The sequence below is a fragment of the Chryseobacterium sp. SSA4.19 genome, from assembly GCF_022601875.1.
GTDB lineage: Bacteria > Bacteroidota > Bacteroidia > Flavobacteriales > Weeksellaceae > Chryseobacterium.
The window spans coordinates 25,985-52,010 of record NZ_JAKVIP010000024.1 but is presented as its reverse complement, the minus strand read 5'-3'; the positions used below and the strand labels follow the sequence as shown (position 1 = coordinate 52,010).

Annotated in this window: 19 protein-coding genes; 4 read left to right on the top strand and 15 right to left on the bottom strand. The window is 38.1% G+C overall.

Annotated elements, in window-relative coordinates; translation table 11 throughout:
- Position 1: 1 nt before the first annotated feature.
- From MKJ01_RS15265 to MKJ01_RS15215, 11 genes are all read right to left on the bottom strand, one after another.
- Complete coding sequence (locus MKJ01_RS15265; protein ID WP_241614928.1) at positions 2–1,300, bottom strand: MFS transporter; 1,299 nt, start codon at positions 1,298–1,300, stop codon at positions 2–4.
- Positions 1,300–1,935: a bifunctional 4-hydroxy-2-oxoglutarate aldolase/2-dehydro-3-deoxy-phosphogluconate aldolase gene (locus MKJ01_RS15260; protein WP_241614929.1), complete on the bottom strand. Its 636-nt coding sequence runs from the start codon at positions 1,933–1,935 to the stop codon at positions 1,300–1,302. Before MKJ01_RS15260 ends, MKJ01_RS15265 begins: the two co-directional genes overlap by 1 nt.
- Positions 1,932–2,930, bottom strand: coding sequence for a sugar kinase (locus tag MKJ01_RS15255; RefSeq protein ID WP_241614930.1), 999 nt, complete (start codon positions 2,928–2,930; stop codon positions 1,932–1,934). The genes MKJ01_RS15260 and MKJ01_RS15255 overlap by 4 nt, the downstream gene beginning before the upstream one ends.
- A gap of 102 nt (positions 2,931–3,032) precedes the next feature.
- Positions 3,033–4,451, bottom strand: a complete 1,419-nt coding sequence (gene uxaC / locus MKJ01_RS15250; protein ID WP_241614931.1) for a glucuronate isomerase — start codon at positions 4,449–4,451, stop codon at positions 3,033–3,035.
- 98 nt (positions 4,452–4,549) lie between these two features.
- The gene (locus tag MKJ01_RS15245) at positions 4,550–5,365 is read right to left on the bottom strand and encodes an SDR family oxidoreductase (protein ID WP_241614932.1); all 816 of its coding nucleotides are present in this window, start codon (positions 5,363–5,365) and stop codon (positions 4,550–4,552) included.
- Between the two features lie 45 nt (positions 5,366–5,410).
- On the bottom strand, positions 5,411–6,589 hold the full coding sequence (gene uxuA / locus MKJ01_RS15240; protein WP_241614933.1) for a mannonate dehydratase: 1,179 nt from the start codon (positions 6,587–6,589) through the stop codon (positions 5,411–5,413).
- An 88-nt stretch (positions 6,590–6,677) separates the two neighbouring features.
- Positions 6,678–8,621, bottom strand: coding sequence for a RagB/SusD family nutrient uptake outer membrane protein (locus MKJ01_RS15235; RefSeq protein WP_241614934.1), 1,944 nt, complete (start codon positions 8,619–8,621; stop codon positions 6,678–6,680).
- Positions 8,622–8,632: 11 nt separating this feature from the next.
- A complete protein-coding gene (locus MKJ01_RS15230; protein ID WP_241614935.1) occupies positions 8,633–11,509 on the bottom strand; it encodes a SusC/RagA family TonB-linked outer membrane protein in 2,877 nt (958 codons plus the stop codon).
- Between the two features lie 97 nt (positions 11,510–11,606).
- Entirely contained in the window at positions 11,607–12,935 is a 1,329-nt protein-coding gene (gene xylA / locus MKJ01_RS15225) for a xylose isomerase (protein ID WP_241614936.1), read from the bottom strand.
- A 98-nt stretch (positions 12,936–13,033) separates the two neighbouring features.
- Positions 13,034–14,518 carry a xylulokinase gene (locus MKJ01_RS15220; protein WP_241614937.1) on the bottom strand — a complete coding sequence of 495 codons (1,485 nt, stop codon included), beginning with the start codon at positions 14,516–14,518 and terminating at the stop codon, positions 13,034–13,036.
- A gap of 18 nt (positions 14,519–14,536) precedes the next feature.
- Positions 14,537–15,262, bottom strand: coding sequence for an NUDIX domain-containing protein (locus MKJ01_RS15215; RefSeq protein ID WP_241614938.1), 726 nt, complete (start codon positions 15,260–15,262; stop codon positions 14,537–14,539).
- Positions 15,263–15,901: 639 nt separating this feature from the next.
- On the opposite strand from MKJ01_RS15215, the gene MKJ01_RS15210 reads away from it, so the two are divergent.
- Positions 15,902–16,324 (top strand): hypothetical protein, encoded by a 423-nt coding sequence (locus tag MKJ01_RS15210; RefSeq protein ID WP_241614939.1) that lies wholly within the window; start codon positions 15,902–15,904, stop codon positions 16,322–16,324.
- Between the two features lie 103 nt (positions 16,325–16,427).
- On the opposite strand, the gene MKJ01_RS15205 is transcribed toward MKJ01_RS15210, so the two are convergent.
- Both MKJ01_RS15205 and MKJ01_RS15200 read right to left on the bottom strand, forming a co-directional pair.
- Positions 16,428–17,114, bottom strand: coding sequence for a response regulator transcription factor (locus MKJ01_RS15205; RefSeq protein WP_241614940.1), 687 nt, complete (start codon positions 17,112–17,114; stop codon positions 16,428–16,430).
- Complete coding sequence (locus MKJ01_RS15200) at positions 17,104–18,408, bottom strand: sensor histidine kinase KdpD (protein ID WP_241614941.1); 1,305 nt, start codon at positions 18,406–18,408, stop codon at positions 17,104–17,106. Before MKJ01_RS15200 ends, MKJ01_RS15205 begins: the two co-directional genes overlap by 11 nt.
- 110 nt (positions 18,409–18,518) lie before the next feature.
- On the opposite strand from MKJ01_RS15200, the gene MKJ01_RS15195 reads away from it, so the two are divergent.
- On the top strand, positions 18,519–20,870 hold the full coding sequence (locus MKJ01_RS15195; RefSeq protein WP_241614942.1) for an outer membrane beta-barrel family protein: 2,352 nt from the start codon (positions 18,519–18,521) through the stop codon (positions 20,868–20,870).
- Between the two features lie 84 nt (positions 20,871–20,954).
- Here MKJ01_RS15195 and MKJ01_RS15190 read toward each other — a convergent pair whose 3' ends face one another.
- Positions 20,955–21,620 carry a phosphatase PAP2 family protein gene (locus tag MKJ01_RS15190; RefSeq protein ID WP_241614943.1) on the bottom strand — a complete coding sequence of 222 codons (666 nt, stop codon included), beginning with the start codon at positions 21,618–21,620 and terminating at the stop codon, positions 20,955–20,957.
- Positions 21,621–21,797: 177 nt separating this feature from the next.
- Positions 21,798–21,959 (bottom strand): hypothetical protein, encoded by a 162-nt coding sequence (locus tag MKJ01_RS15185; protein ID WP_241614944.1) that lies wholly within the window; start codon positions 21,957–21,959, stop codon positions 21,798–21,800.
- 241 nt (positions 21,960–22,200) lie between these two features.
- Here MKJ01_RS15185 and MKJ01_RS15180 point away from each other — a divergent pair, with 241 nt between their 5' ends.
- Both MKJ01_RS15180 and MKJ01_RS15175 read left to right on the top strand, forming a co-directional pair.
- On the top strand, positions 22,201–23,628 hold the full coding sequence (locus MKJ01_RS15180; protein WP_241614945.1) for an SDR family oxidoreductase: 1,428 nt from the start codon (positions 22,201–22,203) through the stop codon (positions 23,626–23,628).
- Between the two features lie 159 nt (positions 23,629–23,787).
- Positions 23,788–25,929: an ATP-binding protein gene (locus MKJ01_RS15175; RefSeq protein WP_241614946.1), complete on the top strand. Its 2,142-nt coding sequence runs from the start codon at positions 23,788–23,790 to the stop codon at positions 25,927–25,929.
- Positions 25,930–26,026 lie beyond the last annotated feature (97 nt).

Sequence of the window (26,026 nt, the reverse complement as noted above, 5' to 3'; positions counted from 1 at the left end):
TTTACGTTTTCTTTTCTGAAACGGAATTTCCTTTTGCATTTCTATTAATCAGCCAAATAATTCCCCACGCCGCGATATAAGAAACACCGGCAATGAAAAAGATGATGTTGTAACCGCCGTTGATGTTTCCAGCTTTTTTGAAAGTATCCAACACAATTCCAATGAAAAGAGGAAAAAGAATTCCGGCTGCCGAACCGAGCATTCCGCCAAAGCCGATGACCGAACTCACATAATTATTGGGTAATTTATCGCCAACCGTGGTCATCAGATTTGCGCCCCAACCCTGATGCGCAGCGGTTGCCAAAGCAATGATAATCGTAATCATCCACATATTATCGACGTATTTTGAAAACATGACCGGAACAACCATCAGCGCAAAAAGCAACATTGTGAAACTTCTCGCTCTACCGATCGCCCAGCCTTTTTTAATTAAAACTGAAGACAGATAACCGCCTCCGATACTTCCAATCGTAGTTCCGCTGTAAATGATGATCAACGGGATGGAAGGTTTGGTTAAATCCATTTTAAAAACGTCGGCGAAATAGGCAGGAAGCCAGAACATAAAGAAATACCAGATCGGATCGGTCAGGATTTTTCCGATGGCAAAAGCCCAGGTTACCTTATGTTTTAGCAATTCCGAAAGCGGAACTTTGGATTGCTCTTCTGTTTTTCCATCCTGGTCGCTTTTGATGTATTGAAGCTCTTCCTCACTTAGATTTTTAGTTTTTTCCGGAATGTTGTAAAATCTCCACCATAAAACAATCCACAATAAACCCAGTGCGCCAATCCAGACAAAAGTTTCTCGCCAGCCGTAATGTCCCAAAATAAACGGAACCAGGAGCGGTGCTAAAATAGCTCCGACTGTTGCGCCCGAATTGAAAATTCCTGTGGCTAAGGCGCGTTCTTTTTTCGGAAACCATTCCGCTACCGATTTTATGGCTGCCGGGAAATTTCCTGCTTCACTGATACCCAAAGTACTTCTTGCGACTAAAAATCCGACCGTACTTTTCACAAAACCATGTCCGATAGACGCTAAACTCCAGACAATCAAAGAAACGGCGTATCCTATTTTGGTTCCGACCCTGTCGATGAATCGTCCCATCGCCAGATATCCGATGGCATACGTCGCTGTGAATGCCATCACAATGTAGCTGTAGTCTTTTTCATCCCATACGAATTCTTTTTCCAGGATAGGTTTTAACAATCCCATTACCTGACGGTCGAGATAATTGATGGTCGTTGCCAGAAAGACCAAAGACAGCATAAACCATCTGATATTGCGGTTTTTAGGAACCTGCATTAGTTTTGATTAAGTTGTTGTAACAAATTTTTTACTTTTTCGGTAAGTTGCTCTTCGTTTATATCTGATCTTACCAAAGAACTTCCCAATCCAACGGCCATTGCGCCGCCTTTGAACCATTCATTAATGTCCTCAACATCAGCATTGACGCCTCCGGTTGGCATAAAATTCATTCCCGGAAAAACGGGTTGAATTGATTTAATATAATTTTTACCTAAAGCATCTGCCGGAAATATTTTGACTAAAGTAAGTCCGCTCTGAAAAGCCAGATTAACATCCGACGGTGTAAAACAGCCCGGAATCAGCAGCACATTTTTCTTTACCGAATGTTTGATCAATTTCCTGCTAATAACCGGTGTAATGATGAAATCGGCATTTGCATTTACGTAATCTTCCATTTCATTCGTATTTTTTACCGTTCCGATTCCTAATAAAAGTCCTGGAAATTCTATGGATGAAATTTCTTTGAGCCTGGTAAAATTTTCCAAAGCCTGAGCACCACGGTTGGTATATTCTATGACATGGATTCCGCCGTCGTAAAGGGCTTTTACTGTATTTTTTGAAACCTCAAAAGATTCGTTGTAGAACAACGGAACGATTTTCTGGTCTTTTATTTTCTGTATGACTGGATTCATAATTTTTCGATATTTATAGATTCGTCAATGGTGTCGCCTTTTACAAATAGTTTTTTGAAGGCCACCCTTGTCGCATCTTCCAAGATTTTCTGTGAAGGGTTTCCTTTGATTTTTCCGTGAATTAATGCTGCCATAAACGAATCGCCGCTACCTACTCTTTCCTCGACTTTATCGGATTGATATTGTTCTGAAACTAAAAGCTGGTCGGTGAATAATGTCGCATAATAATTCACTTTTTCGCCATTTGTGAAACGGAAGGTGTTGGCAATCATTTCAACATCCGGGAATTGTTTCTGAATTTCCAACGCCGATTTTTTGGCTTGCTTTAAAAGATTTTCATCGTCAAAACTTCCATTCAGTTCATACTCAATTGGGATTTCCAGAAACTTCTGGATTGACCAGATATTTCCCATTAGAACATTAACGAACGGCATCATTTTTCTGATTAATTCAGATGGATTTCTGTCTTTCCAAAGCGCAGCACGGTAATTTAAATCCAGGGAAACGATGATATTTCTTTTCACCGCCTCCTTCATTAAATCAAGACATTTTTGGTAAGCGTTTTCGCTCAATGCCGGTGTAATTGTACTGATGTGAAGCCATTTAACCTCAGAAAAAATTTCATTAAAGCTAAATTGAGAAAAATCGGACTGCGTAAAAACCGATGGAAAACGGTCATATACTACCGCAGCGTTCTGCATGTCGCCATCCGATGACAGGTAAAAAGTTCCGATTCTGCCGTTGCTTTTTTCCGCTAAAATTTCAATACCTTTATTTTGAAGCTGAATTTCTAAGTGATTTCCGACAAAATTTTCCGGTAAAGCAGAAAGTAATTTAACCGGATTTTTCCATTGCGAAAGTGCGGAAGCCACGTTATATTCTGCGCCACCAACGAAAATTTTCATAGTCTGTTCATTTAACCAGTTTCCGTCAGAATCCGGGGCAAAATGGAGCAGCAGTTCTCCGAAACATACTATTTTCTCTGAAGATGCCATTGGCTGTTTTTAGTTTTAAATTTCAATTAGTTTTTCGTTTACCCGCAAAAGTCTTCTTCTGCCTTTGCGGGATAACTCTTTCATTAGATTTATTTCAAACCATCAGAGTCCGAAATAGTTTTTGGTATTGTAATAACAGATATCCTGTATTATTTTTCCGATCCATTCTTCGTCATCAGGCAGCAATCCTTTTTCCATTTCACTGCCAAACATATCGCAAAGCAGCCTTCTGAAGTAATTGTGTCTGGAGAATGACAGAAGGCTTCTGGAATCGGTAAGCATTCCTACGAATGTGCTGATAAGCCCGATACCGGAAAGCGTATTCATCTGTTTTTTCATTCCGTCGAGCTGGTCTAAAAACCACCAGGCCGCTCCAAACTGCACTTTAGATTTAATCCCGCTCTCGTTGAAATTTCCGGCCAGTGATGCCAGTACTTCATTGAATGTAGGATTGAGATTATAGATAATTGTTTTAGTGAGCTGATCCTTAGCGTTTAAATCATCTAAAAGAACGCTCATCTTTTGGGCAAAATATTGTTCGCCAATCGCGTCATATCCGGAATTAGCACCGATTTTACGGAGCATGTCGGAATTATTGTTTCTTGTCGCGCCCACGTGAAACTGCTGAACCCATCCCTTTTCATTGTACATTCTGCAAAGTTCTTTCAGCAGGTAACCGCACAATGCTTCAGGATTTGAAAAAACCGGTTTATTTCCCTTTAAAAAATCTGAAAATTCGGTTTCCAGATTTTGAGTCCAAAGGGCTGTATCGGGAAAATATTCGAAGCCGTGGTCTGCTACTTTTGCACCCGCGTCTGCAAAATACTGGATTCTGGAATGAAGCGCGGCCAGTAAATCAGATGTTGAATGTATGGTTGTATCTGTTACATTTTCCAGCTTTCTGATTGCTTTTAGATAATGTTGGGGATCAACGATGTTGATGTATGAATCCGGTCGGAAAGCGGGCAAAACGCCTGTCGCAAAATTACTGTCCTTAAGGGCTTTATGATAAGACAGATCATCGGCAGGATCATCAGTGGTACATAAAGTTTCCACTTTGAAGTTACGGATAATAGATTGTGGCAGGAAATCCTCGGTCTGCAGGCTTTCATTCATCCTCGAATAGACGGAATCTGCATTTTTTGTAGATAGGTACTCGTTGATTCCGAAAGGATTTTTAAGTTCCAGATGAGTCCAGTGAAACAAAGGGTTGCGGAGGGTATAAGGTACTACCTCAGTCCATTTTTTGAATTTTTCAGGGTCTGAAGCACTTCCTGAAATGAATTGCTCGTCAATCCCGAAATTACGCATTGCGCGCCATTTGTAATGGTCACCATCCAGCCAGATGGCTGTCGGAGAACGGAAATTCTGATTATTGGAGATCACATCCGGTTCCAAATGGTTGTGATAATCGATAATCGGCATGTCTTTCGCATAGCCGAAGTAAAGATTTTCTGCTTTGGCGGACCCGAGTAAAAATGATTTTCCGAAAACTTCTTTATTATTATGTAAATGAGTCATTAGCTGGTTTTAATGATTCAGAATTTAATTTTTAAAAACAAGACCTTATTTTGACTAAGATCTTGTTTATTTAAATATGAAGAAAATATAACTTTCTGCTAAACGCCGCTAAAAGCGCTGAAACCACCATCAACAGGCAGTAATGCACCGGTAATAAAGCTTGCGGCTTCTGAACAGAGAAACTGTACAGCTCCGTTCAGTTCTTCTACTTCCCCGAATCTCTGCATCGGTGTTTTGGCAATAACTTTCTGGCTTCTCTCCGTTAATGAGCCATCAGGATTCAGGAGAATTGCCCGATTCTGGTCACCGATGAAAAATCCCGGTGCTACGGCATTCACTCTTATTTTATCGCCAAATTTCAAAGCAACATCCGAAGCCAGCCATTGGGTAAAATTGGTGATGGCCGATTTTGCTGCCGAATATCCCGCTACTCTTGTAATCGCCGAATAAGCTGCCATGGATGAGATGTTGACAATGCTTCCGCTACCCTGCTCCGACATCGCTTTTCCGAAGACAAAGCATGGATAAACGGTTCCGTTGATATTGAGATCGGTCACCTCATCCCATCCTTTCATATCCATATCAAAGAATGACTGGTCGGGAGATAAGGTCGCTGCGGGAATATTTCCGCCTGCAATACTTAAGAGGATATCGATTTTTCCGTACTTTTCAGTAATTTTTTTTGAAGCTTCTTCAAGACTTGAAATGTCCATCACATTGGCTTCTACGGCAAAGGCATCACCGCCTGATACCGTTAATTCCTTAACAAAAGCATCCAGCTTTTCCTGGCTTCTTCCTAATGCCACCACTTTTGCTCCGGCTTCGATGAAACTTTTTGCCACACTTCCGCCTAAAACTCCGGAAGCACCTGTAATAACGGCTACTTTATCTTTTATGCTGAATATTTCGTTCATTTTTATGATTGATAAATGATGATTGATAATTGATTAAAACGAGTGCTAATTTTGCCTGGCCATTTCATTTTGAACGGCTGCCATTACGCCATCAATCTGCCCTAAGGCAAGCATTCTGCCCAAAAACGAATAGCCTGGATTGTAGCCTTTATCAATATCTTCGGTTAAAAGTCTTCCGTGATCTATTCTCATCGGTAAATCCGGATTTTCTTTTTCAAAAACTCTTATAACATCGATCAATTTTCCTCTTCCGCCTAAATGATGCGCTTCGATGAAATCGCCATTGTCAAAAACATTGGTGCTTCTGAGGTGAACGAATTTCGTGCGGTGCGCAAACTTCTGCGCAAGTTTTGGAACATCATTGTTAAGGTTTGCGCTTAGTGATCCTGCACAGAACGTCAGTCCGTTATGCGGATTGTTTACGGCGTTTAAGAACCAGTCGATATCCTCTTCATTGGTCACGATTCTTGGAAGCCCCAGTAAGGCGAAAGGCGGATCGTCCGGATGTACACACATCTGGATGTCCCATTCTTCACAAACCGGCATTATTCTTTCCAGAAAATATTTCAGGTTTTCACGAAGCTTGTTTTTATCGATTCCATCGTACAAAGCCAATAAATTATTGAATTTTTCTACCGGATTCAAATCGCCTTCCTTAATATTTCCGTTTACGAATCCCTGGGTTTTAACAATCACCGAATCGATCAGATCATTGCTATCTTGTTCGGTAAGGGTATTTTTAAGTTCTTCAACTTTCTGAAGAATTTCCTGAGTATAATCTGCTTCGGCTCCCTTTCTTTTTAAAATATGAATTTCAAAATAAGCGAATTTGGCTTTATCAAAATATAATGACGACGAACCGTCTTCCCATTCATGGAAAAGGTCGGTCCTGGCCCAGTCGAGCACCGGCATAAAATTGTAACAAACGGTCGTTACACCGGCTTTACCAAGGTTTTCGAGACTTGTGATGTAATTTTCTATTAAAAAATCCCGGTCTTCACCTCCGTATTTGATCGCCTCGCTTACAGGAAGGCTTTCCACTACAGACCAGCGAAGACCGTGACTTTCTATATAATTTTTATAATCATTTATCGCCTCTAAACTCCAGACCTGTCCGTTGGGAATATCATGAAGTGCTGAAACAATGCCTTCGACCCCGATCTGACGGAGTGTTTTTAGTGTGATCTTATCTTTTTTGCCAAACCAACGCCATGTTTTTTCCATAATCTTCAATTTTTATTCATTAAACAAAGCAGGCGCTCTTTTACAAACACCTACTTTGTTATTAATATGAATGTAAGAATAAAATTAATTAGTATCCAGGATTCTGGAATTTCGCTTTCTCTTCAGCAGATGCACCACTCATTGCGTCTATTTGTCCTTGTGGGATTGGTCTCAGGTAATGGAATTTCTGAATATTTCGCGTTATTGTCTGTGGCGTATGGTTTCCATAAGCAGTTCCTCCGATTTTATAAGTAGCTGCATATTCTCCCCACTTTTGTGTACGTACCAGATCATACCATCTGTAAAATTCACCATAGTATTCACGTGATCTTTCTGCAAGAATATAATCAATGGTAATATTTGAAGGTGTTGCTGCGGTCATAGCTGAACTATTATCAGCAATAAATGTAGTATTTTGAGCATTATTAAACTTCCATTTTCCTGCTCTTGCACGGATAACATTGATAAGATCTCTTGCGCTCATGGTTCCTGAAGCACCTTTTACTGCTGCTTCAGCAGCAATAAAATAAAACTCAGAGAATTTTGCCACGTTGAAAGGTCTTGTCAATCCTGCATTCGGATAGCCTAATCCGTTTGGATCATCCGTACGATAGGTTCCGATTTTCCATAAGCCGGGGTATACAATTCTGCTTATTCCGTTTGGTGCAACAACCCAGTCGGCTCTTCCTGGCAATATTCCTGCACCGACACCGTTTTGCCCTGCATCTGAAGGATAAGTTGGCATTTGAGAATCATCATTAAGGAAACTTAGAATTGCTCCTCCTGGTTGTACAGGTAAACTATTAGCATTGTACAGAACAGGATTAGTAACCCCTGCTTTGTCCCAATTTCCTCTATAAGTAGTTACGAAAGTTCCATCATATCTTGAATCAGTTGTTTTATCAGCAAATGTGTTCTGAATAACCCCGATTGTAGGACACATACGTGCCCATGGACGTCCTAGCGACTGTGTTGCGGCACGTTGTACAGAACTTACGTTTACCCAGTTGGTTGCCGAACTACTACTCTTTAGATTTGTATAGTTCCACGTATGTATCCATGCAGCAAAATTATCAGGAGACCATCCCGAACCAAAACCGACAGGATCGGATTCATTATAGAATGCGCTTGCCTGAGTATGATCTGCATAGAGCATACATTCATTATTTCTATCATTAGAACCTACATTAACGTCATAGAAAGTTGGCTGCAGACCATAAGTACCAGGGTTTGTAATTCCTGTCATGGCAATATCATAAGCCTGCTGGAAATACCATTGTGCATTATGACCATCCGGATCAGTTCTTGGAGTTTCAGGATAAGTTGGGATGCTATTAGGATTCTGTAGCCACCATCCATAAGTGAGATAGGCTTTTGCCAAAAACAATCTTGCAACATTTTTAGTTACTCCTCCGGTTACTCTTGGAGAAGTTGGTAAATTTTCTATGGCTTTTTTCAGATCAGGAAAAATAGCTCTTGTATAAACTTCAGTAACTGTATTTCTCTTAGAAGTTGTCACTGCATTTGTATTGAGTGCAAGTTCTCCAGCTCCTAAATCCAATGGCACACCTCCATAAGTCTGTACCAACATAAAGTAATCAAATGCTCTAAAGAATCTTGCTTCTGAAATTAATGATTCGGATACCCCAAATTGTGGACCTCTCTCTACAATTCCATTTGCTGTGTTGATATAAGGAAAAACAGATCCCCAAACCATACTGGGCGGGAAAGTAGCTGATGTAACATTTCCATTTCCTGAAAAGTCCATTTCCTTGAAGTTTCCATCCGCACTTTGCGCCCAAGTAGCTTCATCAGTACCATTCTGGCAATTACTCATAAAGTAACCATTACCATACAATAAGCGTAAACTTCTATATAGAGATGTGACACCTGCAGTAACTCCATCCGGAGTATTAAAGTAATCAACCGTATAATTAGATCTTGGTTGTTCGTCCAGAATCTCATTACAGCTGGATAAACAAAGTGATAAGAAGAATGCTCCTATAACTATTTTTTTATTAAACTTTATCATGATTTTGTAATTTAAAAAGATAAATTGATTCCCATTAGATAATTACGCGTAGATGGATTATTGGCCCCTATAATAAGCTGACGGCTGTTATAAGGAAGGCTACTGTTAACCGCCTGATTCTGGTTTCCGTAAGAATTAGGTTCCGGATCCATACCAGACTCTTTGTGATAAGGAGAGAATAAAACTAAAGGGTTAGTCACCGTAAAATAAATTCTAAGACTGCTTAACTTCAAATCATCTAAGAACTCTTTCTTTATATTATAACCTAATGTTATCGTTCTTAATTTAAGATATGATCCATCGAAATAAGCAAGCGTAGAACCATATTTTGGATTATCTCCACTCATAATTCCTCCCGGTTTAGGATTTCTTACATTTGGGTTGTCTGCTGTCCAATATTCTACATCAACATTGTTACCTCTTCCTGTTAACCTGTTAAGATAACCTGAAGAACCGTAAATAGAACTAATCAAAACCCCACCATGCTGAAATGCACCTACTGTACTTAACTCAAAGTTTTTATAAGAAAATCTCATATTAAAACCACCCTGCCAGTCCGGAGCTGTATCAATAATTTGTCTATCGGTTGTATTTATTGCTCTAACAGGACTACCATCTGCATTGTAACCTCCGGTGTAAAGAACTTTAATCATTCCCACATTACCACCTGGTTCTAATATATTGAGATACGGATCACCTTGCTGCCACAAACCAATATTTTGATAATCATAAATAGCGTTAATATTGTGCCCTACAAACCAATTGTTAATTTCATCACGTGTAGTTCCTGAAGATAAAGCTAAAATCTGATTTCTGTTTGCGTACCAGTTTATACCTGCATCCCAACTAAAACCGTCTGGATTATTTATGATACTACCGTTAAGTGAAACTTCCCAACCTTTGTTTTCTATCTGTCCTATATTATTAGTCACTCTATCAATACCGCCTGAAGGAGGTAGTCTCGTACCAGATAAAACTTTTTCAGTCTTTGTTCTGTAATATTCTACTGTTCCTGTGATTCTATTGTTAAATAGACCAAAATCGACTCCAAAATTATTTGTTTTAGAATATTCCCATCCTAAACCAGTATTTGGGGCAGTTAATATATAAACTCCTGTTGTATTTGAAGATCCAAAGTTATAAGGAGTTACCTGTAGAGATCCTAATGTCGTATAAGGGTCAACTGCCTGGTTAGATGTCTGTCCCCATCCATATCTTAGTTTAAACTGGTTGATAAATTTCATGCTCTGCATGAAAGATTCATTAGCCAGATTCCAACCTAACGATATTGCGGGATACGTATGCCACTTGTTACCCGGTGCCAAAACAGATGCACCATCTGCACGGAGTGTAGCCGTAATCATGTACTTATTATCATATGTGTACATTGCACGACCCATATAAGACAAAAGCCCTCTCCGCCAATACACCTGATCCTCTGGTTTTACAGAAATATCCGCCTGTGGTGACTGTCCTAAATTATAATATTGAAAAAAGTCTGCAGGTACATTCTTAGCACTCATATATGTGCTCACATATCTGGTTCCTTCTGCTGAATATAAAGCTACTGCATTGATTTTATGCTTTCCAAACGTTCTGTCATAGGTTAATAAATTCTCTAAAGTCCAATGGTAGGTTTGGTTATTTCCTCTTCCTGCACTAGAAGGTGTTGCTGCATTTACATTAAATACTCCTACTCCTGTGTAATTTCCACTATTGGAAGTAAGGTAATCCAATCCAACGTTTAATCTGTATTTTAAACCAGTAATAGGTAAGCTTACTTCACCATATATATTATTATATGAACTAAAACCTTTACTTTCATCAACGTATTTATCTCCTAAATTCTCAAGTGTCTTTCTTATATAGATCCAAGATTGATCTACATTTGATGCGGTACTCATGCTTCTCTTAATACTACCATCCGGATTATAAGGATTAGCTAAAGGGGAGTAACCTAATATCGGTGCTCCTGATACACCATTTCCTTCAGACACTGTATAGTTTGTATTGGTTGTAAATCCGAATTTAAAACTTTTACCCACCTGCTGATCCAAACCAATTCTTAATGAAAATCTTTCATAATTCTGAATTGGAATTAGAGCATCCTGCTTAAAATAGGATAAACCTACATTATAATTACCACCATCTGTTCCACCTGAAACACCCACATCATGACTCGTCATCATAGCCGGTTTGTAATACAGTTTTTGCCAGTCTGTATTGGTATCCAACGTTTCATCTGTTCCTAATCCATAAATATTTCCGGCATCAGCTCTAAGTTTTGCCAATTTTGGACCATCCATCATTGGATATCTGGAAAATAACGTTTGAACTCCTGTGAATGAATTATAAGTGAATCTGGGTTTTTGCCCTTTTGATCCTCTGTTTGTTGTCACCAAGATAACACCATTTGCGCCCCTTGATCCGTAAATAGCCGTTGCAGAAGCATCCTTTAAGATGTCTATACTTTTGATATCATTAGAACTAATATCACCTAGCGACCCAATAAATGGAATGCCATCTAAAACGATTAAAGGATCATTAGTTCCTGTAAAAGATCTTGCTCCTCGGATTCTGATCTGCATCGCAGCTCCCGGTTTTGATGAGGTCTGAGAAATATCTACTCCGGCAGTTCTTCCCTGTAAAGCCTGAGTAATGTTTGCAGAAGGAACTTCACGTAATACGTCTCCTTTTACCGTAGCAACAGATCCGGTGACCGCTTCTTTTCTTTGGGTACCATACCCGATAACAACCACCTCATCGATCTTCTTCTCTTTTGTTACCGTATCTTTTTTAACCTGTGAGTAAACCATGCCTGAAGGCAGCAAAGCCATTGCAAAAAACAGCGCAGCCTTATTGGTTTTAGCAAAATAAAATCGGTTCATAATTATTATTTTTAAATATTAGGGTTGAATAAAAAGGCTGCCCGTACGTAGTGTCAGTTGATAAAAATCCTTAATGTTAAACAGCCTTTTTACTTTTTTAGATATACATGTTTACAATAGCCTCAAACAATTCCTGTTTTCCGCTTTTTGGCTGAGGTTCACCGATTTCATGAGCTATTCTCTGAAGATCTTCCAAGGTAAGAGCTCCTTCTTCAAACGCTTTCCCGTTCCCTTTATCAAAAGAGGCATAGCGGTCTGTTCTCAGTTTTTTATAGTCAGAATTTTCAAGAATGTCTGCAGCAGCCAAAAGACCTTTTGCAAATACATCCATTCCCGAAATATGAGAGATGAACAAGTCTTCCGGATCGATAGAATTCCTTCTGATCTTTGCGTCAAAATTTACTCCTCCTTTTCCTAATCCGCCTGCAGGGAGAAGCACGAGCCACGCCTGTACCATCTCTAAGTAGTCTATCGGGAACTGATCCGTATCCCAACCGTTCTGGTAATCTCCTCTATTCGCATCGATGCTTCCTAGCATTCCTGCATCTACTGCTGCCTGAAGCTCGTGCTCGAAAGTATGGCCGGCCAACGTAGCATGGTTTACTTCAATATTTAATTTAAAGTCTTTATCCAATCCGTAGTGTCTCAGAAATCCGATTACGGTTTCAGAATCGTAGTCGTATTGGTGTTTGGTAGGCTCCATCGGTTTAGGCTCGATCAGGAAAGTTCCTTTGAAACCCTGTTGGCGCGCATAATCTCTTGATATGGAAAGGAAACGTGCCAAATGATCTTTTTCACGCTTCATATCCGTATTTAAAAGGCTCATATAGCCTTCTCTTCCACCCCAGAAAACATAATTTTCCCCGCCAAGAGCAATGGTTGCATCAATAGAATTTTTAACCTGGGTTCCGGCGCAAGCCAATACATCAAAGTTAGGGTTGGTAGAAGCACCGTTCATATATCTTTCATGGGTAAATACATTGGCTGTTCCCCAAAGAAGTTTGATTCCTGACTCTGCCTGCTTCTGCTTTGCATATTCTACAACTGTCAGAAGGTTTTTCTCATAGTCTTTCCAGTTGTCGGCTGGGTCTACCATGTCGATATCATGGAAACAGTAATATTCAAAGCCCATTTTGGACATGAATTCAAAACCGGCGTCCATTTTGTGCATTGCTCTGGTAACGGCGTCATTTCCGATATCCCAAGGATGGTGAATGGTAGGTCCTCCAAACGGATCGCTTCCATTAGCACATAAGGTATGCCACCAGGCCATTGCAAAACGCGTCCAGTCTTTCATCGGTTTTCCCATGACAATTTTTTCAGCATCATAATAGCGGAATGCCATTGGGTTTCTGCTTTCCTTTCCTTCAAATTTAATTTTGTCGATACCTGTAAAAAACTCTTTCGTACCTGTTAAAGTGTTCATATTTTTTATTTATTTTATTTAAAGTTTGCGTAGTGATTCCCTTCTCACTGATGTAGAAAGATCAGTAAGTGCCAAGGAATTTTTTCCGCTGATTCGTTTTAGATTATTTCATTAAGATGATGTTTCCATCTTGTATAGGCTTCCAGATATTGTTCTTGTTTCTCGTGTTCAGGCTCTATCACTGCAATTTTTTCTAGTGATGCAAATGCTTCTTTGGAATCTGCATAAAACCCTATTCCTATTCCCGCCGCTCTTGCAGCTCCCACAGCTCCGTCGGTATCGTAAAGCTCAATTACCGCATTGCTGACACTGGAAAGCGACTGGCGAAAAATTGAACTTAAAAACATATTGGCATTTCCGGCCCGGATCACCTCGATATTCATCCCAATATTCCGCATGATATTCATTCCGTACTCGTAAGAAAATACGATTCCTTCCTGCGCCGCACGCAGAATATCTCCTTTTGTATGAATGTTGAAATTGATTCCGTGAATGGAGCAATTGGTTTCCTTATTCTCCAAAACCCTTTCTGCTCCGTTTCCAAACGGTACGATGCTTAAGCCTTTGGAACCTATGGGTGAAAGTGAAGCCAGCTCATTCATGTCGCCGTAAGAAGACAGTGAAGTGGCGAAATTATGCTTCAGCCATGAGTTTAAAATGCCCGTCCCATTGATGCAAAGCAGAACACCAAGTCGGGTTTGCTCTAAGGTGTGGTTGACGTGGGCAAATGTATTGACTCTTGATAATCTGTCATACTCAAGCTGATCCAAAACTCCATATACGACTCCTGAAGTTCCTGCTGTAGAAGCAATCTCTCCCGGATTAAAAACATTTAATGAAAGTGCATTATTCGGCTGGTCTCCCGCTCGGTAAGAAATCGGTGTCCCTTCTTTTAATCCCAGCTCCTGAGCCGCAGAGGCAGAAACCGTAGACTGAATTCCGAAAGTAGGAACAATTTCCGGAAAAAAACTTTTTGGAATTCCGTAATGATTGATAACATCTTCTGAAATGCAGTTGTTTTTGAAATCCCAGAAAATACCTTCTGATAATCCTTCAATCGTCATCCCGATATGTCCGGAAAGCCTCATGGCAATATAATCTCCCGGAAGCATGATTTTATCAATCTTATCAAAAATTTCCGGTTCATTTTCTTTTACCCAGGCCAGTTTTGAAGCTGTGAAATTTCCCGGTGAATTCAGAAGGTGTGATAAACATTTTTCTTCCCCGATTTCCCTGAAGGCTTTTTCCCCATAAGGAACCGCACGGCTGTCGCACCAGATGATGGAAGGTCTCAGTAAATTCTGATCTTTATCAACAAGAATAAGACCATGCATCTGCCATGTAATTCCAATACCTTTAATATCTTCCGCATGTACTCCCGATTCATGCATGACAGCTTCGTGAGCAAGTTTCAGATTCGTCCACCAGTCAGCAGGATTCTGCTCTGCCCATCCGGGATTCACAGCGGTGATTTTCATTTCCTTTTTGGGGGAAAATTCTGAAGCAATCACTTTTCCACTGGATGCCTCGATGAGACAAACTTTTACGGAAGAACTGCCGATGTCATAGCCTAGTAAATACATAATTTATATAGAAGCGTGTTATTTGATTAGTTTGGTATTGTTTTTCTTGTAAATTTTAGCATCGAACTTATAATATCGTGCTGCCCGGTGAGATACATTTTTTTCAATTTCATCCAACGGAACAATATAGTTGAAAGACGATATTTTTTTATGAAAGTTTTTAATATCAATATGCTTTTCACTTAATGCAGTGTAGAGCTGATACAGCTGTCTGATGGTAAATCTTTTCGGAAGCAGTTCAAAAATAATGGTGAAATCCGATTCTATCCATTTTCTGATTTCTACCAGAGATTCACTGATAATTTTATTGTGGTCAAACGGTAATGAAGGAACTTCATCAATCGGGAACCAGTCTACCGTATCATACTTTGTGCTGTTGATCTTATGATCAATTTTACAAAGCGAAAGATAGGCTACGGTGATAATCCTGTCAATATCATGCTTGTATTCCTCTCCCATCCATTTAATGTCATGCTTATTGTTGGCCCGTGAAGGATCTGCAAAACATTTGAACTGTTTAAGCACCATTTTCTTAATACCAGTCAGTTCATGGAGAACACGCTGCGCAGCATCGTCTACATCCTCATCGCTAAAAATCAGGCTGCCCGGTAATTTTTTCTGCCGTTCTACCGGAACTTCATCAACGTGCCGCTGAACCAGTAAAATATTTAACCTGTTTTCGTAATCAAATCCGAATACAACACAGTCGACAGATACATACGTATGAATAAAATTAGGGCTCATTTAAATCGTTAACATTTATGTAACATCACAAATATAAAAATTCAATTGAATAAAAAAAATAAAATTAATGCTATCAGTTACATATCAACAATTTACATATCGATTTTTTATGATAAGAATTGTATAAAATTAATGATAAGGTTATCATATCATTTATACTTATTAACGCCGTAATACTTGAATCAACAATTGATTACATTAAAAAATATAAAAAAATATTATTTAAATGATCTATTTAAATGATATGATAAGAAACGTTAAAATATATTTATTTTTTTTTAACTAAAAGTGTATAAAAAACACTTTTTAGCCATCAAATTTTTCAAAAAAAGAATTTTTTCTTTACCATTTTTATATGCAAGACTATAAAAAACTACCGAAAAATTAATCCGTAACATTTATCCGGATTAATTTTTTAATAATATATTATTAAAAAACTGCAGTCAAGGCTTTACTGTTATTCAGAATAATTCTTCGATATATTAAGATCATTTATCTTTTGTGATTTAGAATTGTCTGAATAGTAATAATTCTCATTACTACTCTGCGTCAAAAAGTAACCGTATAATTTTTTCCCAATTTTACGGATATGGCACAACTTCTGATGTAGGAAAGCTACAACACTATAAATCCAGTAATATGTCTATAAAAATACAGGTTGCCATGTGCACAAAATGCAATGGCTATTCCTCAGCTGCCCCTTTAGAAAAAAAAGACAGTAACCATCCTGAAATTATCGACCATTTTTTTTATCATGGTGAACCATGGTTTACACTGGAGCAGGAAACCTTTGAAAAATCCAAGAGGTATGCGCAGACGGAAATTGTGGTTATGGATCTTGAGCAACACGTAGAAAATGATCATTTATACTGTCATTGCAACAAAAAAGCGATTAAAGAGAATCATATCCCTGCAGTTTCTAAAAGACAGAAAACTGATCTGGTGATTGAAAAATATGAAGTCGAGACCGAAATTTATTTTAAAGACCTTTATTACACGTATAATAATTTTCACGGAATCCATCCGGCAGGCAATTATAATTCTAATAGGAAATACGGTTAGAGGGTGACGGATATATTTTACGACTTGTGAGGTTAATATAAATCGATGCGAACTATTTTCTATTTCGCATCGATTTATATTTATGACATCGCCGTCTTCCTAATCAGGACCTGTTATCAGGAAATTCTACTTTGAAACCAACGCCGCGGACGGAATCAAGCGTTATCCTTTCGTCATGCTGGAAGTATTTTCGCAAACGGGTCATAAAAACATCCAGGCTCCGGCCCAGAAAATAATCATTTTCCCCCCAGAGTGTCTCCAGGATTTCTTTCCGGTTGATGATTCTTCGGTTATTTTTAGAAAGAAGGAGCAAAAGTTCAGATTCTTTCTCAGTCAGCTGAATCGCGTGGTCCTGGTAAATCAGTCTGAACTGTTCCGGCACAAATGAATAATACCCGATTTTAATAATATCCTCTTTTATATGATTTTGCCTTCGGAGAATATTTTTAATCCTTAAAATCAGTTCTTCAGGCTCGCACGGCTTGGTAATATAATCATCCGCACCCAGCTTCAGTCCCAAAATCCTGTCAATACTTTGGGACTTTGCCGTTAAAAAAAGAAAAGGAATATCAGAAGTTTTTCTGATCTCTTTAGAAAGTTCAAATCCGTCTATTCCGGGAAGCATGACATCAAGAATTGCCAGTTGATAACCGTCGATCATCTTTTTATTTTTCAGGATTTCTTCAGGATGTGTAATCCAGACTACCTCAAAATCAGAAAATTCAAGATACTGCTTCAATACCATTCCCAGATCCGGATCGTCTTCTACCAATATAATTTTAAGCTTCATTCCGCAACATAATTTTAAATGTAACTCCTTTCTTTTTCGACTGTACCCCGATATCACCTTTGTACTTATCCACTATTGTTTTCACGAGAAAAAGGCCGACTCCCAAACCATTAACGTGAAAATTTTCCGGTCTTGTAACACGGTAATATTTCTCAAAAATAAGCTTATGCTCTTCTTTGGGAATTCCGATCCCGTTATCAGAAATTTTTATTTCAACGGCTTTATCTACTTTTAAAAATACTTCTATTTCTGTCGCTCCGTACTTTAAAGCATTATTCATAAGGTTATCCATGATCTGCTTAAAATCATTGTATAGCAACAATTTATTTTCGATAAAATCAATTTTTATATTAAAATTGGTATGCTGATGTGTTATCCTGAGTTCCGAAAAATAATTCTCAATTTCCTTTTTATCTATCCGTGCCCCTTCAGAATCATACGAATGGATAGATGACACAATATTTTCAAGTCGTTTAACCTGTCTTTCTAACAAAGCTTTATTCTCTATATCCGGGGACTGAACGATTGAAAATTTAAGCGTGGTAATTGGGGTATTGAGTTCATGTGCAATGGAGTCTATAGTAGTGTGAAGCTGTAAGATTTTATTTTCCTGACGGTTCAGGTTCCTCATGCTGTTCCTGAAGAGGTAAATAATCAAACAGACAATAAAGAGACTGATGACTACAAGAGGAATAATTTTTTTTAAAATCAGAAAGCGGATATTCAGCAATTGGAAACTGGATTTTGATTTTATGAGGTAATTTTGCTTTTCCTCCAGATTAATCTCCGTGTTTTTGCTGGAATTGCGGCTGGACCACTTGCCTTCGTTAATAACCAACGGTTTTGTGATTGGTTTTGCAGTTTGATATAAAATAACAGAACGGTTTTCCGGTAAAAGTTCTTTTTTAGTCAGCTCGTCATATACTGAATAAATTTCACTTTTTATAGCTAAGTCAAAACCGGACTCGCAAAGCTGCTCTTTAAGGATCATTTCCAGTTTCCTACTCTGCTCATTTCCGGAAGCAGTAATTTTTCCATGGTGAATGATTTCTTCTCTCTGAATATTGATTTTATTGTTCAGCTTCTGAAAATCTGCCACCAGTTTATCCTCATTGGTACTGGCATCATATTTTTCCATCTTAGCGATAACAAGCTCGGCCATATCCCTGGCCTGTCTGTTGAGTTCCTTTTCCTCAAGACGATAAGAATTGTAAATGAAATACACCTGCAGTACAACCAAAATGGCCAGACTGAATAAAAACAAACCTACTTTACTAATTTTCTTCCGGTTCATATTTCAAAAATACAATCTAATTTTCTTTCTTTTCAGCATTAACCGTTCATTAACCGTTCATTAACAAATATTTCCTGCATTTCTTCCCAATTTTGAATAAAATTAATGAAATGAAATTTTACAGCATTATTTTATTTTTATTTCCTGTAATTATATGGGGCCAGAATATCAAAGGACACATTGAAGATGAAAATCAACAACCACTTTCAGGATGCAGTATTGAAGTGAAAAATAATAAGACTTTATTTTATTCCGATCAGCAGGGCAATTTCACGGTTGAAGGAATGCAATCGTTTCCGACATCTATCCTCATTAAAAAACCAGACTATCAGGATTACGAAATCATAATAGAACAAAACGAATTCCTGAATATTATCTTAAAAAAAGATACTATTAAAACCATTGAAGCCATTACGATTACGGCTAACAAGCCTCTCTTAAAAAGAAAAATTGACAGGCTGGAATTCAATATTGAAAAAACGCCTCTTCAGAACCTGAATGCATGGGACATCCTGAAAAGCACACCAAACATTTTAGTTAAAAATGAAGAGTTAAGCATTCGCGGAAACTCACAGATCATCGTAACCATCAACGATAAAAAGACTCTGATGACACAGGAACAGCTGAAACAGCTGCTGGAAAACACCGATGGAAATAACGTATCTTCCGTTGAGGTGATTACCAATCCTCCTGCAAAATATGAAGCACAGGGAAGCGCCATCATCAATATCAAAATGAAGCAGAACGTACTTTCCGGATATAAAGGCAGGGTTTCCACAAGATACCATCAGTCCATTTACGCAAAAGGGACGATTGGGCTGTCCCAATCTTACAATACGGCAAAATGGCAGCTGAGCGGCAACTATAATTTTATAACAGGAGATTACGTACGTCAGAATTTTGATATTGTAACCTTTGATAAAGATAAAACCCGCTGGGAAAGCGATATGGTAAGAAAAACCAGATCCCGTGAGCAGCACATCTATAATTTTTCAGGACAATACGGTATAGACAGCCTTTCGACAATACAATTCGGGTTTGATGGATACAATGCACCCAAAAATCAGGGAAATTATAATGTTCCGACGAATATTTATAATACGGAGAACAACCAGTTGCAATCTTATTATATTACCTCCAATAAAAGGAATCAATACAATAACAGCTTCAATACTTATCTTGTATATGATAAAAAATTCGGAGATCATACCCTTACCTTCACCAATAATTTCAGTACAAAAAAATACAAGGAAAACCAGGATGTTGAAACCTCACTTTATTTTATCAACCAGCCCGAAAATAAAAATCGTTTTGCCAGCAACAGCATTCAGGATGTTTCGCTTTATTCGTCTCAAATGGATTACCGCTTTTCAAATGATAAACTTACCCTGGAAAGCGGAATTAAATACAGCTTTGTCAATAACAGCAATAATCTCGGCTTCTTTGACGGAACCACAGGAATTTTAATTTCAGATCCTGCAAAAAGCAATATGTTTACTTATAAGGAAAATATTATTGCCGCTTATCTTTCTTCCGAATATAAATGGAATAAATGGGAACTGAAAGCAGGCCTTCGATCGGAGACCACATTAATCAGTACACAATCAGACAATCCGGACGTAAGAAATAAAACCTCAAGAACAGGGCTCTTTCCTACTCTTTTCCTGATGTACAACCTGAAGGATGACCAGCAGATCGGCTTTTCTTATGGAAAAAGAATTGACCGCCCCAATTACGATTTTTTAAATCCGTCAAGATCCTATTATAATCTATATTCATATTTCCAGGGAGATGCCAATCTAAGATCAACCATCATTCATAACCTAAGCCTTACTTACACCTTAAAAAACTGGAATTTTGAAGCTTATTACAGCTATATTAAAGATCCGTCTATGGAAATCTCCGTCCAGAATCCGCAAACCTTTGAAACGGTTTATAACTATACCAACATCGATCACGGAAAAAATATAGGAATCAATTTTTCAAAAAGCTTTTCCCTGAAGCCATTCTGGAAGCTGAATCTTTTTGCTATGGGAGAATACAATGAGAATTATTTTATGGGAACTGATAAAATTCTCTATAAAAATGATGTGTTTTTTTATAATGCCAATATTTCCACACAGATTACACTTGATAAGGAAAAAACCTGGGATCTTAATATCAGCTATGTCTATAATTCAAAAACGATTCAGGGCTCTTTTGATATCAGCTCATCCCAAAATACCAATATTATCTTAAACAAAAAAATGTTTAATAAGCGCTTAGAAGCCGGTTTGGTATTGAATGATTTGTTTAGAACAAACAAAAATACCATTTCCACGAGATACGCAGACCAGAATCAGTATTTTAAAGATTACCGTGATACGCAGTATTTTATGATCAATTTTAAATATAATTTCGGAAATCAAAAAGTAAAAGAAGCAAAAGCAGGTGATAAAACGGAAGAACAGAAACGTTTGTAATAATACTAATATCATTCATTAAATTTATACTATGAATACTAACAAATTCATTTTGTTATTCCCATTGTCAGAATAATATATCAATTACGCCTTATTTTTTAAATACAGCAGCCTGGCAATCAGCAAAAACTGAATTCCGACAATAAATCCTCCCAGAATATCAGTAAACCAATGTGCACCGAGATAGATTCTTGAAACTGCTCCGCAAGCAATCATTAAGACCAGCAGGAAAATCATAATCCCTCTTATCCTGCCGCTTATTCCTCGGGCATAAAATACAATTATAGATAAAAGTCCGAAGAAAACGGTGTAGAATAGAACATGTCCGCTGGGAAAGCTCTGGTATTTTGTTTCTTCAATTACCCTTACTACATCTGCACCGGGCCTCGGACGGTCAATAAGCATTTTTAAGGTCCAGCTTATGGCACCCGTAAGAATTGTGGAGCCAACCAGAATTGCCTCCCGTTTTTTTTCGTACATTAAAAAACATAATGAAGTAAAGCAAATAGCAAAAAAAGCAACCCGTACTTTTCCGAGCCAGCTGAATCCTTTCATTAAAGTGTCGAGAACAGCATGCTGCTGGTGCTGAAGTATCCCGGAGATATAATAATCCCAGTGGGCAGAACGGTTTGAAAGAACAAAATAAGTTAATATTAAAAATGAAACAGTAAGCAGAAAAAATAGGGAAGCATTTATCAACTTCGTTCTGTAAGACACAAATCCACTGATACTGGATAATTTTTTATTCATATGCGGAATAAGTTATTGACAATACTAATGTAAAATCTGAAAAGGTTTTTTATCAGAAATAGATTTTAAATTAATCTATAAGCAATTGTTTATACGAATGCCTAACACAATCCGTACTTTTAATGTCAAAAAAAAAGCTACTTGAAGTAGCTTGTATATCAGGAAAGAAACCGAAAATTAAAATAAATTATTCTGCTTTTGGCTTCCGCTGGCTCCTTTGGGCAAAAAGACAACCTTTCTGCTGATCATCTTAGCTTTTTCGAGCACCTTAAGTGCTTTCTGACGTTCGATTTCCTTGTTCATTGTTGAGGCATTGTCCCATTGAGTAGATTCTTTCATACTATATAATTTTGTGGTGTTTCTATTAAAACCAGGTGATCATCAACCTGCTGTTATTTTCTTAGCATAAAGCAGACCAATTTTAACAAATCAAGAACTAAAATCAAAATTTTTATTATATGGTATCAGTTTTGTAAACTTTCAAGGCGTCAGAGTACAATGAACAAGGACAGAACGGATCTGGTAATAAAAGATCAACTATGAATAAATCTTGTTAACCTACAATAAAAATGGACAGCATATGAAAATATTTCTTACAGGCGCAACAGGATATATCGGAAAGAGGCTTTTGATACAGCTCTTAAGTGAAGGGCACGAAGTTATATGTTCGGTGCGCGATAAAAAAAGATTTGATATTTCAATGTATCATAATTACCAGGACAAGCTGAGCATCATCGAACATGATTATAATGATCCCCAAACCCTTGTTCCTGTAGAAAAAGATATCGATGTAGCTTATTATCTTATCCATTCCATGTCTTCCAATGCAGACTTCAGTAAGGCTGAAAAAATATCTGCTAAAAATTTTTCTGAAACTATTGAAAAAACTTATTGTAAACAGGTAATTTATCTTACCGGTATTGTCAACGAAGACAAGCTTTCAAAACATCTCCAGTCCAGGAAAGATGTAGAGGAAGAACTGAAGTCTCCGAATTACAGCCTTACCGTACTCCGTGCAGGAATCATAATCGGATCCGGTTCTGCCTCTTTTGAAATTATTCGTGATCTTGTGGAAAAGCTTCCTGTTATGGTAGCTCCGAAATGGCTAAAAACACTTTGCCAGCCGATTGCCATAAGAAATGTAATCGAAATGCTTACCGGTGTGATCCATCAGAACTTTACATATAATCAACATTTTGATATTGCAGGTCCTGATATCCTGTCCTACAAGCAGATGCTGCTGATATTTGCCAGTGAACGAAATTTAAAGAGATTCATTATTTCCGTACCGTTTCTTAGTCCTAAATTATCTTCTTACTGGCTCTATTTTATTACATCAACATCATATGCCCTAGCCAAAAATCTGGTTGACAGCATGACCGTTAATGTGGTGGCAAAAGATAATGATCTTGCCGAAAGACTTCATGTAAAACTCCTGACGTATCGCGAAAGTCTGAAACTGAGCTTTGATAAAATTGAACAGAATGAGGTTCTCTCAACCTGGTATGATTCCTTCGGGAATTACAGATACACCAAAAATGTATGGGACTTTTTAGAGGTACCAGTCATGGGTGTTTTTAAAGACAGAAGAATCAATGAAGTTAAAAATGAGAAAGCAACTCTAAATAAAATATTCGGAATCGGAGGAAAAAACGGCTGGTATTACGCCAATCATCTCTGGAGCATAAGAGGATTGCTTGACAAGCTCTTCGGCGGTGTAGGACTGAAAAGAGGACGTAAGAATTCAGCTACGGTAAATGCAGGTGACAGTGTTGATTTTTGGAGGGTATTGTATGCCAGCAAAGAAAACAAAAGGCTGCTCCTTTTTGCAGAAATGAAAATGCCGGGCGAAGCCTGGCTTGATTTCAAAATTGAAAATGGAAAACTAATACAGGAAGCAACCTTCCGGCCGGTAGGATTATTGGGAAGGTTATACTGGTATTCCGTACTTCCTTTCCATGCCTATCTTTTTAACGGAATGATTAAAAAACTTACTGAAGATCAATAAGATTAAGGAATTTATAATTAGAACTTACTTATCCAATAAATGCAGATATAAAATAGCATTATATTATAAGGATGACCAGATACCACATTTTGGTTTTTTATAGTATATTTACTTAATCTATTAGCATCAGCTTTTCCTTATTTATTAGAACAGAACACTATGATTGAAAATACTTTTGGAATAAATATCGTGCCTGAAAATGATGCAGCGCGTCTTGATGCCCTAAAACGTTACAGGATTACAGATACACCTTCAGAAGAAAGTTTTGACGGTATTGCCAGGCTTTCCGCAAAAATATTTGACGTACCGATATCATTGCTTTCGCTGGTGGACGCTGAATCCGTATTCTTTAAGGCTAATATCGGGATGGGTAAGGCAACCCGTGCAAATAGAGGAAAAAGTCTTTGCGCATTAGCTATACTGGATGAAAAAGTTACTGTGTTTGAAGATGCCCTGAAAGAACCTTGCCTGCTGGCTAATCCTAATGTCACCGGCGATTTGGGACTTAGATTTTACGCAGGAGCCCCTTTGGTCACTCATGACGGTTTTCTTATAGGAACCCTGTGTATAATTGACCGGAAATCAAGAATATTCAGCGATGCTGACAGGACCATTCTCGAAAGCCTGGCCAAAACAGCGATGGACCAGATAGAACTCAGAAGATCATCCCTGGATACCATCGATGAAGTCAAACAGGTAAATCTTCAGTTAAGTGAGGCTCAAAAAAAATTAGAGAATGCAGTTTCTGAGCTGGCGGAATTTAATATGGAAATGGAAGCGACCAATGATGAACTTAATAAGGTTAACAATGAGCTGAGCAAATCGTATGATCTTACAGTACTGCTTAATAATAATCTTAAAAACAGCGAACAGCGGTTAAAATCATTTATCAGCAAAGCTCCCGTAGCATTTGGGATTCTTACGGGAAGAAAGCTGATTATAGAAGTGGCCAATGATATGATTTTGAAAATATGGAATAAAAGCAGTTCTGTAATCGGGAAACCGCTAGCAAAAGCTTTGCCTGAACTTAAAGGTGAACCATATTTCTCTATACTTGATGATGTTTTCACTTCAGGGATTACATATATAGGTGATACAGCCCACGTCAAAATGGAAACAGAAGGGACGGTTAATGACTGCTACTTCGATTTTATTTATGAACCGCTGAAAAACGAACATGGGAAATCAACAGCCATTATCGTGATTGCCAATGAAGTTACCGACAGGATTAAAAAGGGAAAAAAACTGGAAGAACTAAACCAACAGCTTAAAATTGCTTTGCATGCCGGTCAGCTCGGCTCCTATAATTTAGACCTGAAAAGCGGCATCATGAGCTGCTCGGAAATATGCAAAGCCAACTATGGAGTTGCAAAACATGATGCATTTAATTTTGAAGACCTGATGAACAGTATTCTGCCGGAATACAGAGAATATGTAAAAAAAGAAGTTGACAATGCGGTTAAAAGCAGATTACCTTACCAGGCAGAATATATGATCAAATGGCCGGACGGTTCTTTACACTGGATGAGCGCATCAGGTTTGCCAAGCTACAATGATGCGGGGGATCCTGCTCATATGATAGGAGTGACCGTCGATATTACCAAAAGGAAAAATTATGAAGTACAGAAAGATGATTTTCTTGGAATTGCCAGCCATGAACTTAAAACACCTATTACCAGTTTGAAAGCAACCATTCAGCTACTCACAAAGCTAAAAGGGAATCCGGGACATGAAATGGTTCCACGGCTTATCGACCAGGCATCCGGCAGTATGAAAAGGTTAAATGCTTTGGTGGATGATCTTTTAAATATGCACCGCATCAGTGAAGGTCAGCTGGAGCTTAAAAAAGAAATATTTAATGTGTACAAAATGCTCAACAACTGTTGCAATGATATCCGTTTTATGGGAAAATACAATCTGAACATAGAAGGTGATCCAAATGCTTTTGTTTTTGCTGATGAAAACAGAATTGAACAGGTAGTTATCAATTTTGTAAACAATGCGGTAAAATATGCGCCCAACTCCAGAGACATTTACCTGCAAGTAGAGACGCTTGATAATGATCTTGTAAAGATTAGCGTTAAGGATAATGGCGACGGTATTGATCCTGCAATTCAACCATTTATATTTGACAGATATTACCGGGCCAATCATCAGGGTAAAAAATATTCCGGCCTCGGATTAGGACTTTACATTTCTTCAGAAATCATTAAGCGCCACAAAGGAGAAATCGGTGTAGAAAGTGAAATCGGCAAAGGAAGCCGTTTTTGGTTCACACTGCCTTGCAAACAGTTAGAGTGAATCAATCTAAAGAATACTAATAAAATTATGTGAGCATCAATAATTAATTAAAATAAATCATATTATAGGCATACTATTTGCCTGAGAAGAATCAGTT

Bases quoted from the DNA above. Each gene is read 5' to 3' on its own strand.
- MKJ01_RS15185 (WP_241614944.1), bottom strand. From the start codon at position 21,959: ATGAAAGAATCTACTCAATGGGACAATGCCTCAACAATGAACAAGGAA.
- MKJ01_RS15210 (WP_241614939.1), top strand. From the start codon at position 15,902: ATGTCTATAAAAATACAGGTTGCCATGTGCACAAAATGCAATGGCTAT.
- MKJ01_RS15205 (WP_241614940.1), bottom strand. From the start codon at position 17,114: ATGAAGCTTAAAATTATATTGGTAGAAGACGATCCGGATCTGGGAATG.
- MKJ01_RS15245 (WP_241614932.1), bottom strand. From the start codon at position 5,365: ATGAACGAAATATTCAGCATAAAAGATAAAGTAGCCGTTATTACAGGT.
- xylA (WP_241614936.1), bottom strand. From the start codon at position 12,935: ATGAACACTTTAACAGGTACGAAAGAGTTTTTTACAGGTATCGACAAA.
- MKJ01_RS15260 (WP_241614929.1), bottom strand. From the start codon at position 1,935: ATGAATCCAGTCATACAGAAAATAAAAGACCAGAAAATCGTTCCGTTG.
- MKJ01_RS15215 (WP_241614938.1), bottom strand. From the start codon at position 15,262: ATGAGCCCTAATTTTATTCATACGTATGTATCTGTCGACTGTGTTGTA.
- MKJ01_RS15200 (WP_241614941.1), bottom strand. From the start codon at position 18,408: ATGAACCGGAAGAAAATTAGTAAAGTAGGTTTGTTTTTATTCAGTCTG.
- MKJ01_RS15255 (WP_241614930.1), bottom strand. From the start codon at position 2,930: ATGGCATCTTCAGAGAAAATAGTATGTTTCGGAGAACTGCTGCTCCAT.
- MKJ01_RS15190 (WP_241614943.1), bottom strand. From the start codon at position 21,620: ATGAATAAAAAATTATCCAGTATCAGTGGATTTGTGTCTTACAGAACG.
- MKJ01_RS15235 (WP_241614934.1), bottom strand. From the start codon at position 8,621: ATGATAAAGTTTAATAAAAAAATAGTTATAGGAGCATTCTTCTTATCA.
- MKJ01_RS15175 (WP_241614946.1), top strand. From the start codon at position 23,788: ATGATTGAAAATACTTTTGGAATAAATATCGTGCCTGAAAATGATGCA.
- MKJ01_RS15180 (WP_241614945.1), top strand. From the start codon at position 22,201: ATGAAAATATTTCTTACAGGCGCAACAGGATATATCGGAAAGAGGCTT.
- MKJ01_RS15265 (WP_241614928.1), bottom strand. From the start codon at position 1,300: ATGCAGGTTCCTAAAAACCGCAATATCAGATGGTTTATGCTGTCTTTG.
- MKJ01_RS15230 (WP_241614935.1), bottom strand. From the start codon at position 11,509: ATGAACCGATTTTATTTTGCTAAAACCAATAAGGCTGCGCTGTTTTTT.
- uxaC (WP_241614931.1), bottom strand. From the start codon at position 4,451: ATGACTCATTTACATAATAATAAAGAAGTTTTCGGAAAATCATTTTTA.
- MKJ01_RS15195 (WP_241614942.1), top strand. From the start codon at position 18,519: ATGAAATTTTACAGCATTATTTTATTTTTATTTCCTGTAATTATATGG.
- uxuA (WP_241614933.1), bottom strand. From the start codon at position 6,589: ATGGAAAAAACATGGCGTTGGTTTGGCAAAAAAGATAAGATCACACTA.
- MKJ01_RS15220 (WP_241614937.1), bottom strand. From the start codon at position 14,518: ATGTATTTACTAGGCTATGACATCGGCAGTTCTTCCGTAAAAGTTTGT.